The 14,447-nt window shown below is 48.9% G+C and carries 4 protein-coding genes; all 4 read left to right on the plus strand.

The features are described 5' to 3' along the window. Position 1 precedes the first annotated feature (1 nt). Genes edeI through EL268_RS13615 form a run of 4 tightly spaced genes read left to right on the plus strand, consistent with a single transcriptional unit; the run spans position 2 to position 14,438 of the window. Complete coding sequence (gene edeI / locus EL268_RS13600) at positions 2–8,659, plus strand: edeine biosynthesis hybrid PKS-NRPS EdeI (protein WP_106656430.1); 8,658 nt, start codon at positions 2–4, stop codon at positions 8,657–8,659. 16 nt (positions 8,660–8,675) lie between these two features. Next, on the plus strand, positions 8,676–9,944 hold the full coding sequence (gene fabD, locus EL268_RS13605) for an ACP S-malonyltransferase (RefSeq protein ID WP_106656429.1): 1,269 nt from the start codon (positions 8,676–8,678) through the stop codon (positions 9,942–9,944). A gap of 41 nt (positions 9,945–9,985) precedes the next feature. Next, a complete protein-coding gene (gene edeG, locus EL268_RS13610) occupies positions 9,986–13,351 on the plus strand; it encodes an edeine polyketide synthase EdeG (RefSeq protein ID WP_106656428.1) in 3,366 nt (1,121 codons plus the stop codon). 43 nt (positions 13,352–13,394) lie between these two features. Further along, positions 13,395–14,438, plus strand: coding sequence for a BtrH N-terminal domain-containing protein (locus tag EL268_RS13615; RefSeq protein ID WP_106656427.1), 1,044 nt, complete (start codon positions 13,395–13,397; stop codon positions 14,436–14,438). Positions 14,439–14,447 lie beyond the last annotated feature (9 nt).

Consider the following 14,447-nt stretch of genomic DNA (forward strand, 5'->3'; position numbering starts at 1 on the left):
GATGAGTTTGCTAAAAAAATACATCTTGGAGCAAGTGGCAGCTCATCGACTGCAAGAGAAGGAAGCACTCCCTTTGCTGAAGGAACTGTCCTCTGCCAACGTAAATACACGCCAAGATATCGCGATCATCGGTATGGCTTGTCGTTTTCCCGGAGCCAGCAGCCTCGAAGAATACTGGAACAATTTGAAGCAGGGACACGATTCAATCGGTGATATTCCTACTGCAAGGCGTCCAGATGTCGAGAGGGTAGCGAGAGAATTTTTTAACGACACAGATTTTAAGTATGAGCGGATGGGTTATCTCGATCACGTGGATTTATTTGACCATGCGTTTTTCGAGATATCACCTGCAGAGGCTCGAACCATGGACCCTTATCAGCGGATGTTTCTCGAGTTGGCATGGGAAATATTTGAACATGCCGGGTATAGCGAGAAGATGATCAGCGGTTCTCCTACAGGCGTATTTCTGGGATATTGTGACAATGAATCACAATACCAGCGTGTGCTGAAAAACGTTGATTCGTCCTCGCTTGCTGGCAACGTTGCAGCAATTATCGCTTCACGAATTTCCTATTTGCTGAATCTGTCAGGTCCGAGCCAACTGATTAATACATCTTGCTCTTCCTCCTTGGTCGCTCTGCACCAAGCATGTCAGGCCATTGGAAACAACGATTGTCGAATGGCTCTCGTAGGCGGAGTTAACCTTTCCCTGTTTCCGATTCAACAAGATACAGACTTTGGCATCGTTTCTGTAGAACGCAAAACCAAGGCATTTGATGACTTTGCTGATGGAACAGTATGGGGAGAAGGTCTTGGCGCTGTTCTTTTGAAGTCATACGATCAAGCAGTCAAGGACAACGATTATATCCATGCGGTGATCAAAAGCACTGCGGTCAATTGTGATGGTCGTTCTACCAGTATTACAGCGCCCAATGCGATTTCTCAGTCTGCTTTGTTGCGAACAACGTGGGAGCGAGCGCGAATCAATCCAGAGAGCATCTCCTATATTGAGGCACATGGGACGGGGACAAGATTAGGCGACCCTGTTGAAATTGAGGGGATCATGCATGCCTTTCAGAAAGTTTCAAAACGTAAGCAATTTTGCGCAATAGGCTCGGTCAAAAGTAATATCGGGCACACGATTGCGGCATCAGGTGTGGCTGGGATCATTAAGACGGTTCTGATGATGAAGCATCGTCAGATTCCGCCAACGCTGCATGTAAAACGGCCGAATACCTTAATTCCTTTTATCGATTCGCCTGTTTATATAAATGATGTCCTTAAGGATTGGGATGTTGAGGCGGACCAACCTGTGAGGAGAGCTGGCGTAAGTGCATTCGGCCTGAGCGGGACAAACGCCCACGTCATCTTGGAAGAGCCTCCTGGGCGCGAGGAGACAGCCGTTTCAGAATCTGGCGACTACCTCATTACGTTATCTGCCAAAACAAGTGAGTCGCTCTGGGATATGCTCGAGAAATACCAAGCATTTTTATCAGGGCCTTCTGAGCATTCCCTACTTGATATGTGCGCTACTGCCAATGTTGGGCGCGGACACTATGGGTATCGCCTTGCCTTCATTGTCAACAGCAAAGAGGACTTTTTGCAGAAGGTCCATCGCCTGTGCACGGCAGAACGGACGGAGGACGGTGCTCCGTTTGTTGATGGGAACCAGGTGTTCTACGGGGTACTGAATTCACGTGGGGAAAGTTCATTGCCGATCAGCGTGCAAATAGACAGCTCAGACCCAGTAGAAATGGCAAAACAGTACGTACGAGGGGTGCCTATCAATTGGCTTGAATACTACCGTCCTGTCAAATGGAAAAAGGTACCTTTGCCAACCTATTCCTTTGCCAAAACCCGTCACTGGGTGCAATCGGATCAACCAACTAACGACACGGTTGAGCGGTCCGCTGCTGCAGCATCTGAGGCGGCTCATGAGAACGAGACAGCTGATGTTCATAAAATTGCTTCTACCTTCTTTACTTTTGGGGAAACGCTACTGAATCAGGTGAATGTCAAAAAGCAAACGGGTTTGGAAGAGGATGAGACTTTTTATTCCGGCTTGTCATCGCTTGAATGCTTCAAGCAACTAGGTGTGTTCCGCAAGCAGGATCAAACGTATACGCTGGGAAAATTGCGTGAAGCTGTAAGGTTTGATGGAAGAAATGAACACCTCTTCCAATTCATACTTGAACTTGTCGTTAAGGCCTCTCTGGTTGAACACGTTGAAGGAACATACCGTCTATCTGCACAGGCAGAGGGTCTTGATACGGAAGCGTTTTATCAGGATTGTCTGGATCGCTATCCGAATGAGCGAGATACGTTCTCTCAATTGAAAGCTTGTTTTGCCCAATACGCAACCATCATGACGGGGCAGAACGTACTCGTGTCGAACGACGGTACTTCTGACTTATATAAGTCGTATGCGGATCGCATTACTCTTGGAAACCCTTCTGGACTGATGGCAGTGGAAACAATTGCCCAATACATCCATTCGTTTGACCGTCCTGTTCGCATTCTGGAGCTCGGAGGCGGTTCCAGCAGTCTGACTCGCTTATTGCTGCCAAAGATTGAGAAACAAGATGTCACCTATCTGTTTACGGATTGTGCGCAATCGTCTCTCGCAGAGGCAGAAAAAGAGTTCCAAGAAGTGTACCCGTTTGCGCAGTTCCGCCTGTTCAACATGGAGCAGTCCCCAGCCGAACAAGGCTTCGATTTACACGCATACGATGTGATCATCGCAAATAACGCGATTCACAGGGCCAGGGATGTGCGGGCATCCTTATCGATTTTGCATCAGTTGCTTGCAGAGCAAGGTGTGCTGTTTGCGATCGAGCTCGTGAAAAATCGTTCAACGGCAAATGTGATCGGGGGGCTTGCCGAAGACTGGTGGCAGCACGAAGACACTGATCTGCGACAGCAAGCCAGACTGATGGATGCCTCACGTTGGGAAAAGGCGCTTCGGGATACGAACTATCAATCGATTGCCATTTATCCGTCGTCAACTGAGCTGCTTGATTTGTCTGATTCGGCGTTATTGGTCGGACACTCAGCGTATACGCCACAAGAGTATCGAGAGTGGATCTACCAGATCAATTGGCAAACGAAAGAGCTGACAACCAACCATCAGACCCAGCGTCCAGGGATCTGGCTGGTGTTTCAAGATGAAGGCGGTGTGGGAGAAACTCTTGCTGACGCGATGTCATCGGAAGGGCATGAAGTGTTCAGACTTCGCAGTGGTGAGGCTTTTGCCTCCGTTTCTTCCCACGAGTTTATCCTAGATCCCAGCCAGCCAGAAGATCTGCGGCGTGTGTTCGAGAGACTTGGAGACAAAATGGAAAAGCTGACTGGGATTATCCATTTATGGAGCTTGACCTCAGGTGCCCAGCAGCCGAATGGCCTCGGACAGCTTGAAGCTCTTGAGTCAGCGCAACATCTGGGAGTTTACAGTCTGTTTCATTTGACACAAGCGTTGCTTGAGCTGGATCTGAAGCAGGTGCTTGATTTACGGATTGTCTCGAACTACGCACAAGCAGTAGATGACAACGGTCCTGTTTATCCAGAAAAAGCGCCCTTGTTCGGTCTGGCCAAGGTTATCTCGCAGGAAAATCCAAAACTGCAGTGCTTTAGCCTGGATCTCGCAACAGAGGGGCGTTCAACATCGCAGTTGGCTGGCCAGCTTCTAGCGGAAATTCGCTGCAATCGGGATGACACATTGGTTGCCTATAGAGGAAATCGCATCGTACCAGAAATGAATCGCTGCGATATCGATAAAATTCCGAAAAGGCCCGTAGAGATACGTGAAAATGGTGTGTACTTGATCGCCGGAGGGACAGGAAAACTGGGACTGGCATTTAGTAAGCATCTAGCCGCTCAAAAAAATGTGACGCTCGTGCTGATTAATCGTTCTCCACTTCCACCTAACCACGAGTGGCAAGAGCGTTTACAGCATCCAGACTGCAGTGCTTCTGAGGCTCGAAAGCTAAAAGCGCTGATTGAGCTAGAGGAAATGGGAGCGCAGGTAGTCTGCTATGCAGCCGACGTGTCCGACCGTCAGCAGATGGAGGATATTTCGGAGCAAGTCCGAGCACGCTATGGACCGATTAACGGCATTATCCAATCCGCGGCGCATATCACCTTCGAGACGATTCAGACGAAGACGTTTTCCGATTTTCAAAATGGCTTGAAAGCGAAGATGGCGGGCACAGTCATACTGGATCAAATAGCTGAACCGGAGCATCTGGATTTCTTTGTGATCTTCTCATCACTTGCTTCGATTTGGGGTGGAGCGACCGGAAGTGACTATGTCTCGTCCAACTGCTTCCTGGATGCGTATAGTGCAGCTCGCAGTCGAACGGGAAAACCGACGATAGCTTTGAACTGGTATGCGTTTGAAGGCATTACAGGTCCTGGTTTTATCGGTTACATGCCAATGGATGGAGCGATACAAGCCTTTCATGCATCGCTGTCTTGCCAAACGGAACACCTGATCATTGGACAATTTGATTTGCAAGTACTGATGGAATGGGCACCGTCTCTGAAAGTAAAGCTCGGAGATACAATCTTTGCAAGCGGTAAGTCTCATAAAGAACGCGAAGCACCACCGGCAGTGACCATGCAAAACCGTGTAGTTTTGTCTGGCAGGGAGGAAGGTGATCCCTACACTTCGTTGGAACAAGCCTTAGGTCAGATTTGGTCCGAAGTGCTGGGTTACACCGAATTAAGCATCGACGACGACTTTTTCAGGCTGGGTGGCGATTCTCTTTTGGCAATTGGTATCGTTTCCCGTGTCACCAAGCAGTTGCAAAAAGAGATTACGATCACTGATCTGTTTCAGACACCGACAATCCGTCAATTGGCTGTGTTGATGGCTCCGAATGAAGAAACAACTGTTTCCGCGATTCCTGTGGCAGAGCAACGAGAAGCTTACCCGGCCACCTCGTCTCAGCAGAGAATTTATGTGCTGGAACAAATGCAGGAAGGGGCAGTTGCCTACAACATCCCAACAGTCATGATGCTTGAAGGAGAACTGGACAGAGAGGCTTACGAACGTGCATTTGTCTCGCTGGTGCAGCGTCATGAGTCATTGCGCACCTCATTTTCCATCGTGGATGGAGTTTTGATGCAAACCGTTCAACCGAGCGTAGAGTTTACGCTGGCGTATAGTGAAGTCGATGAGAACGAGGCCAAGAGAACGGTCGAACAATTCATTCAACCATTCGATTTGTCAAAAGCGCCGCTTGTTCGCGGTATGCTCATTCGCGTTGATGTCAACAAACACTTGTTGCTGTTTGACATGCATCACATTATTTCCGACGGTGTGTCCATCAACATTTTGATCCGCGAGTTCTTCCAGTTGTATCAGGGACTCGAGTTGCCCGAGCTGCGGATTCAATATAAAGACTACAGTGTGTGGCAAGCAGAGCAGCTGGGCAATGGGGTATTGGCCGCTCAGGAGAAATTCTGGCTAAAAGAGCTGGATGGAGAAGTCCCTGTGCTTAATCTGCCTACGGACCACCCACGACCGTCCGTTCAGAGCTTCGAGGGAGATGTCCTGACCTTTGAGATTCCTCAAGAGATGACAGAGAAGATACTGGCACTGGCAAAAAACAATGGTTCAACCTTGTACATGACGCTACTGGGAGCACTCACCATTATGCTGTCGAAATACGCTGGCGAAGAAGACATTATCATTGGATCGCCAGTGGCTGGCCGTCATCATGCAGACCTGGAAAACATCGTGGGTGTCTTTCTGAACACACTGGCGATGAGAAACTTCCCGCGAAGCGATCGAACCGTGTCCGATTTCCTTCAGGAAGTAAAAGAACGGGCACTGGCGGCGCTCTCTCATGCCGACTATCCGTTCGAAATGCTGGTGGATCGACTGACGCTGCCAAAAGATACGGCGCGCAACCCACTGTTTGATGTGATGTTCATTTTGCAAAATACCGGCGACGCGAAGGGAAGCATGAGTGCAAATGGGCTGACACTCTCTCCTTATCCATTTGAACAGCGTTCTGCCCAGTTTGATCTGACCTTTGACATCATTGAGCGAGAACAGCGCCTGATTGTCGATATCGAATACAGCAACAAGCTGTTCAGCAAAGAGACGATCGCGGCGATGTCCACACACTTCCAGAAGATTCTGGAGCAGATGGTGGAAGATCCTGAACGGTTGATCGGCAAGATGTCCATGCTGGCAGCAGATGAACGCTTGCTGCTGGTTGAGCAATGGAATGACACGAGTTTGGAATACTCTCGTGAAAAAACAGTCGTCCAGCTCTTTGAAGAAGTAGCGGCAACACAGCCGAACGCGTTAGCTGTAACATGCGGAGATGAGAAAGTCACCTATGCGGACTTAAATCAGCGAGCAAACCAAGTAGCTCGTTTGATCAAGCAACAAGGCGTCACTGCTGATACTTGCGTGGGCCTTCTGACGAATCGTTCTGTGGATATGATGGTTGGACTCTTGGCGATCTTGAAGGCAGGGGCTGCGTTTGTTCCGATTGATCCGCACTATCCAGAAGAGCGTATCTCCTATGTTTTGGAAAACAGCATGACTCACCTCGTCTTAACTCATGCTTCTCTGGCAGAGAAGCAGTGGGGAAGGGTTGTCCGACTGGACGTAAACGATTCCCGGATGGAGACGGAAGACGACTCAAATCTTCCGCCACAGGCTACAACTGGCGATCTCGCTTATGTCATTTACACATCGGGTTCTACTGGCAAGCCTAAAGGCGTTATGGTTGAGCACGGCAATTTGATGAGCTTCTGTTCGGGAATCGGGAAACACATCGACTTTACCAGCGCAGACAAAATGCTGGCTGTGACGACGATTTCGTTTGATATTTTTCTGCTTGAAACGATTGTACCGCTGACGAAAGGGATGACAGTGGTCATTGCAACCGAACAGCAGCAAGCTGATCCGCAGGTGCTTAAGGAGTTGATTTTGCAGGAAGAAATCACTTTCCTTCAACTGACTCCATCCCGTCTACAGCTTATGCTGGAAGAGAAGAGCAACTTGCACGCACTTGACTGCCTGAAAGCAATCCTGATTGGGGGAGAAGCCCTTTCAGCGTCTTTGTTCCAACGGCTTCGTACACAGACCAAGGCGAGACTTTACAATCTGTACGGTCCGACTGAAACAACCATTTGGTCTACGGTTCAGGACTTGACTGACGCAGAGGAAGTAACGATTGGCGAACCTTTGCCCAATACACAAGTCTACATCCTCGATGAGCATCTGCAAGTGCAGCCGATGAAGATCACTGGCGATCTTTACATTGCAGGGGATGCAGTAACGAGAGGCTACTTCGGTCAGCCGACGCTGACGGCTGAGTGCTATATCCCTCATCCATTTAAACCTGGTCAACGCATGTACAAAACAGGTGATCTCGCAAGATGGCTGCCGGATGGGCGTATTGAATATGTGGGACGATCCGACTTTCAGTGCAAAGTACGCGGTTATCGGATCGAATTGGGGGAAATTGAAAGTGCCCTTTGTCAGCATCCGGATATTACGGAAGCGGTGGTCAGTGTGCGAGATACCGCCAGCAATCCTTACCTGTCTGCGTACTATATGGCAAAGCAAACGTTGGACAGTGATGAATTGCGAGCCATGCTGAGCAAAAGCTTACCCGATTACATGATTCCGCATTTCTATACGCATATGAGTATATGGCCGCTGACGCCAAACGGAAAACTGGATCGCAAATCATTGCCAGAGCCTGATGCGCTGCAAGACAAGCACACCGAATATCAAGCCCCGGCTACCAGACTGGAAGAACAGGTGGCTGACATTTGGCGGGGAGTGCTTAAACGTGAAATGGTGGGTATGCAGGATAACTTTTTCCAAATAGGCGGTACTTCGCTTTTACTGGTGCAAGTTCATGCCAAGCTTGAACAGCTTTACCCAGGACGGGTTCGAATTGCCGATTTGTTCGCTCATCCTACGCTGTTTGGCCTAACCAACTTTTTGAAGAACACCGCGTTAGATGTAACAGATGAACAAGAAGAAACCGATCCGACCACTTATTGGTTGAAGGAGCTGGATCGTGTCTCGCTGATAGAGTTGCCAACTCAGTATTGGACTAACGGAGAAGCGAATGTGGACACAAACTGGGTCCAATTCTCACTTACTGATTATCTGTTTGAAAATGTGCAGCAAGTAAGTCAAATGGAGGCTGTTGAGGTTAGAGACGTTCTGCTTTCGATGTATCTATACCTCATGGCCGAATTGACAGGACAGCAGGATCTTTATATGGAAGTGGCTGTCGCCAAGGAACTGCAGATGAAGGCTTATCCATTCCGGGTGAACATGTCGGAGGTCAACACCTTCTTCGATCTATTCAAGCAGGTGCAGCAGAAACGACATTTCATCGAGAAAATGACGGGGGAGGCCTCGGTGTGGCTCCAAAAATTGCGAACGGATCGCAACGGCGGAACCATTATTCCATTCTTCGGCAGTGTCAATGAGTTTACCGATGCATCGTTCACACACCATGAACATGAGCTTACCTTCTGGATCAAGGAAGGAAAAGACGTGATTGATATCGTGTGTGCATTCGACCCGGATTGCCTGCGGGCAGAAAAAGTCACGGAGATGACGCAGGATTACCAGCAATTGCTCAGGATGCTAGTGAATGAATACATGACGTAGAGAAGGGTGATCAAAAATGGACAAAATCGCACTTTTATTCCCGGGACAAGGTTCGCAATATGTTGGAATGGGCCAAGCATTATGTGAGGCCCATCCCATTGCGGCTCGCACCTTTGAAGAAGCAAGTGATGCGCTTGGATTTAACCTGCAAACCCTTTGTTTTGCAGGGGATGTACAAGAACTGACCAAAACAGAGCACGCACAGCCAGCAATCCTGACGGCAAGTGTCGCAGCCTTCCGCGTTTATTCACAGGAAATGAACATCGAACCGAAGTGGGTGGCTGGTCACAGTCTGGGCGAGTTTACGGCCCTGACTTGTGCCGGTGCCATCCAGTTTGCAGATGCCGTCCGCCTTGTCTATCGCCGAGGTCAGTTCATGCAGGCGGCCACGCCGCAGGGTGTCGGAGCCATGTCAGCAATCTTCGGGTTGAATGCTCAACTTGTCGAGGAGATTTGTCGGGAACATTCTCGTGACGATGCAATCGTTGTGGTCGCCAACCATAACTCCGCTGATCAGATCGTCATCTCCGGTCATGCACATGCGGTGCGGCAAGTAGAAGAAGCGTGCAAGCAGCATGGCTCGACTTCTGTTGTCAGCCTTAAGGTGAGTGCGCCTTTCCATTCGCCACTCATGGTGCAAGCCGCCGAACAATTACATGAAGAACTGAAGCGATACACGTACTGCGATCCCAAATGGCCTGTGATTTCCAATGTGACTGCACAACCTTATGTCCATGCTAATCAACTGGTCGATTTACTCACAGCCCAGACAACCAGCGCAGTTCGCTGGCAATCGACGATGGATTACTTGGTAAAACAGGGAGCGAATACGGTAATTGAGCTCGGTCCGAAAAATGTACTGACAAATTTGGCCAAAGGATATCCCGTTCGTGCCTTTGCTTTTGACAAGCAAGGGGAGATCAATCGTTATCAGCAAGAGCTTCAGGATGCCAAAAAGCGTAATCAAGCAGCGATTGCCCAACTGGTCGATTCTTGCATTGCGATTGCCGTTTGCACCAAAAACCGCGGTCTCGATGAAGAAGTGTACCAGCAAGGAGTAATCGCTCCCTATCAAGCGCTACAACAACTGAGGCAACAGCTGGAACAAGAAGAAAAAGAGGGGGGCTATGGGGATGTACAGGAAGCTTTTTCTCTGCTTCGTCTGATCTTGCAAACAAAAAAAGCTCCTGACGCGGAACAAGCCATGCGCTTTGAACAGCTGACCAGCAAACCGGACTTGCAACAGCGGTTTCCTGAGATCGGCAACGAATGGCAAGCAAGCTAAGCCGAATCAGGTGAGCAGAGGACCCAAGGAGGAAGAACGCAGTGAGCAAGCCATTAGGACTGAACCGAGTCAAACTGAATAAACAGCAGACGGATGCTCATTCAACAGACAGCAAACCCAATCAACACGATATTGCGGTGATTGGTGCTGCTTGCCGATTCGGAAGCGCAGAAAACCCGGCAGACTTTTGGCGTCTGTTGCAAGCTGGTCAAGATTGTGTGAGAGAGCTTCCCAAAGAGCGCCAGAACGATTTGATTCCATTGTTACTCGCCAAAGGGTTGACGATGGAGCAAATTCAATTTCGAGAAGCAGCCTACCTGAATGAAATTGATAAATTCGATCCGCAATTCTTCGGTCTTTCTCCTAAGGAAGCCAGCCAGATGGACCCGAACCAGCGCTTATTTCTGCTGACATGCTGGGAGGCGATTGAGGACGCCGGATATGGTGGAACGATGCTCGCGGGCAGTCGAACGGGAGTATATCTGGGGTTTAGCAGTGATTTTGGTGAAGAGTATAGACGAATGATTCGCGAACTGGAACCAGATGCGCTGTCCACCTCAATCATTGGCAATATGAAATCGGTGATCGCTTCTCGCATCTCCTACCTGTTGGATCTCAAAGGTCCAAGCATGCTTGTGGATACGTCCTGCTCCTCGTCTCTGATGGCTGTTCATCTGGCATGCCAAGCGATTCGTCGAGGAGAATGTGAGATGGCGCTGGCCGGTGGTGTCAAGCTCATCTTGCTGTCCTTACAAGATGGAAGCAATGATTTGGGAATATTATCGCAATCTGGGCGTACTCGACCGTTTGACAATGATTCAGACGGTACGGGTGTCGGTGAAGGCGTTGGCGCTGTTTTGCTGAAACCGTTGACAAAGGCTCTTGCAGACGGGGATTCGATTTATGCCGTAATCAAGGGAAGTGCCGCCAATCAAGACGGCCATTCTTTCGGGCTAACGGCGCCAAATTCAATGGCACAAGCCGAAGTGATTCAGCAGGCATGGAAAGATGCGCAGATTGATCCCGAAACGCTTTCCTATATTGAGGTGCACAGCATAGGAACCAAGCTTGGTGATCCTATGGAGATGGACGGGCTTGAGAGAGCGTTTCGCCCATACACAAACCGCCGCCAATTTTGCGGGATAGGCTCCGTAAAGACGAACATCGGTCACACCGATCACGTAGCGGGTATGGCAGGTCTTTTCAAGGTGATCCTGTCTCTTAAACAAAAGCAGATACCTCCGCATTTGCACTTTCAGCGCGCGAATCGGATGATTCCTTTTGAACAATCTCCCATTTACATCCATGACACATTGACAGAGTGGGAACCAGAGCAAAGCGTGCGACGGGCTGGAATCAGTTCGTTTGGGATGAGTGGAACCAATGTTCACCTCGTCGTAGAGGAAGCACCATTCGTACAGCCTCCCATGCAAGACGAAGGATTTCAGGCTATCGCTTTATCCGCTAAAAGCAAGGAGAGCTTGCTCAACCTGTTGCTCCGTTTTCAGAAGTGGACCAGCAAGCCTATGGAGGAACTGCCGACATTGGAAAGTCTTAGCTTTACGGCAAATACGGGCCGTAGTCACTACGGCTACCGTTTGCTGCTTATTTGCAGGGACATGGATGATTTTGCCGCAAAAATCTCCAAGTTGTGCGCGAGCGACTGGACAACACTTTCCGAACCAGATATTTTCTTTGGTTGGCACAAGGTTATCTCACAGGAAAAAGCCGATAGAGAGCCCGGGATACTGACTGAGGCAGAACAACAAGCGAGGAATAAGGCGGCTAATGCACTTTTGCAAAAGCTTTTATTGGCACAAAGCAAAGAGCTGTCTGATCTGAAAGAGCTCGGCGAATTGTATGTGAGCGGGGCAGATGTACGCTGGACTGCCATGTATACGTTTAAAAAGCCGCGACGTGTACACCTCCCTGTCTATCCGTTTGAGCGGAAGCGTTGTTGGCTGGACATCTCTTCTCTTCATTCTCCTGACAAGGATGCCGGGAGAGAAAAAGGCAATGTTGCACCGCAAAAATCTAGAGAAGCGAAGCTGCCAAACGTGGTGGTACGTGGGAGAAAACATGATACCTACAGCATTTTAGAGCAAGAGCTGGCTCACATTTGGGGATATGTTCTGGGGCTTGAAGAAGTAGATATCCATGACAATTTTTACGATCTGGGCGGGGACTCGATCATCGCGATTAAAATGATCAGCGAAATCTCAAAGCGGATGAACCGAGAAGTAGAAGTACAAGACCTGCTTACCCATTTGACGATTTCCGATTTTGCTGCCTATCTTGATGCGGCGGGTCATGAAGTTGAACAGGTTGCGAAAGAAGAGGCAGCTGCTACTGCAGTCCAAGCTGTTCAACAACGAAGCACAAATTCATTGCATGGTACGCAAATCAAACGCAGCTCGTATGCCGATGTCAGTCATTTGTCCTGGCGTCAATGGAATTGTTATGATCGCGGTCTCGCTTTATTAATGGAGGAGCAGGATGCCCATCTGATACCGTATTTCAAGCTTTTTCTTGGGTTGAAGCGCGGCTATCAGCTAGATGCTGAGGGGTACCCCTATTCGTATCGGGAGCATGCGGAGGTTATGGGATATTTGTCAGATGAGGAGATGCTATACAAATTTGGCTATCGAGTCAAGCTCGTGCCTGTCACTCGTCTGGATGAATTGCATGAGTCGATCATTCACCAGTTGGATCAAGGCAAGCCAGTAATGGTTGCGTTTGACGAGTATTACACCTTTTACACGCCGCAATACCAGAAGGAGCATACCGATCATCTCACCGTCATCACTGGTTATGACCATGACAAGCAGGTTTATACGATCATCAATCACAATCATTTGACTCGCGGGCAAGCTCAACGAATCCAGTACGATAAATTTTCCACAACGTACCAAACGCTTGAGGAGATTTATGCAAATGTAGAGCCGCATTCCCGGCTGATCATGGTGCTCGATCGCGTTACAGATGACGAAGCAATCTTGCGTGCCAGCGCGGAACCGGAGTTGCTGCGTTTACTAAGAGCAGTCGAGAGTAAACAGCAAGTTGGCCGTGAGCTTTCGCTGTTGCTGTCGCTTACGGAGCAGCCAGACACTTATTTTCATGAAGAAAACTTAAACGAGCTCTACGTTCAATTAGGCGGGAAAGAACTGTGGGTGGAGACATTATTGGACTGGTACATTCCACAGGCGGATCTGTCTATACGCGAACTGGCAGAGGAGATTTTGCAGACATCCAATAACGTGGTGAATCGCTATGCCCTTAGCTTATACAAAGAAAAAATGTTGAAGCGATCCGATATAGAAGCTGCTGCCGATAAGTTGAGGTCACTCACTGGTCAATTTCTGCAACGAGTATTTGCCTTGCGAGAACGTGATGCGGATATCCGATAGTCGCATGTGTATACCATTACGATAGACAGGAAGGAGAGTGCTCATGTCACTCACCGAGATTCAACCGAGCAAGCATCCGAACCTGGATTGCATCGGCGCTTCTATCTACACGGTTCTGAAATACCTGAACTTTTCCGCCTTGGAAACAGCTTGGAAGCAGTGCGGTGCCATCTATCTGAAAACGCACGATGCTCCTTATGGAGATGTAAACGGTCAATACATGAGAACAGTCGCTGAGCTTATGTGGATTCACAATATCCGCGTGGAAGGACGGGCCGAACCGGAAGACGACCTGTTTTTGGCAAATATTCAAGAGCGATTGAAACGGGGGGTGCCGACAATCGTCCTCTGCAATATGGCAGAACTTCCGTACAACCCTTATTATCAGGACCTGCCTGAAATGCATAGCATCATTGTCACAGGAAGAGAAGGCAACCAGCTTCTAATCGTCGATGATTACTACCGCTACAAAGGTCTGTTGCCCAATGAGCAATTTTTATTGGCGAGCAACTCTTCCTATCGCGATGCAGGCACAGGCGAATGGTATCCACTCCACAATCGTTCATTTGAATTGGTACTTTCAGATTCCCAGCATCCGACGCCCGATCAGTTGCTGGAAGCTGTCAGGAGTAATCTCAGCGTACTAGAGGGGCGTTGCGATACAAGTCAAATCAAGCGGGAGTTGGATGTACCCGACGATGTCAACGTCGAGATAGGGCTGAAATCCCTTGATCCTTTTCTCAAAGACGTAGAGGCTTTTCTTGTTAGTGGAGTGGAGATTACAGACGATCATCTGGATATTCTTAACCACAGTTTGATCAGCATGGCACAAACACGAGCGATGTATGCCAACGTCCTGCAGGCGATCAGTGAGAAGTACGAAAACTTTGCAGATCTTGCCGAGTTGTATCGCAATATCGGACATCAATGGAAAATTACGACCAATATGATTCTTAAGGCTTTTGACAGTAATCGGAGTGACATGGTTCATCGCGTTCTGCAAAAAGTCATGACCATAAAAGCCCAGGAATTTGAGGCGGTCGCCAAAACAAGAGAAATACTGGAACGGGTTGGCGTTGTTGTGTAAGCATCTACC

Source organism: Brevibacillus brevis, assembly GCF_900637055.1.
GTDB lineage: Bacteria > Bacillota > Bacilli > Brevibacillales > Brevibacillaceae > Brevibacillus > Brevibacillus brevis.

Bases quoted from the DNA above. Each gene is read 5' to 3' on its own strand.
- EL268_RS13615 (WP_106656427.1), top strand. From the start codon at position 13,395: ATGTCACTCACCGAGATTCAACCGAGCAAGCATCCGAACCTGGATTGC.
- edeI (WP_106656430.1), top strand. From the start codon at position 2: ATGAGTTTGCTAAAAAAATACATCTTGGAGCAAGTGGCAGCTCATCGA.
- fabD (WP_106656429.1), top strand. From the start codon at position 8,676: ATGGACAAAATCGCACTTTTATTCCCGGGACAAGGTTCGCAATATGTT.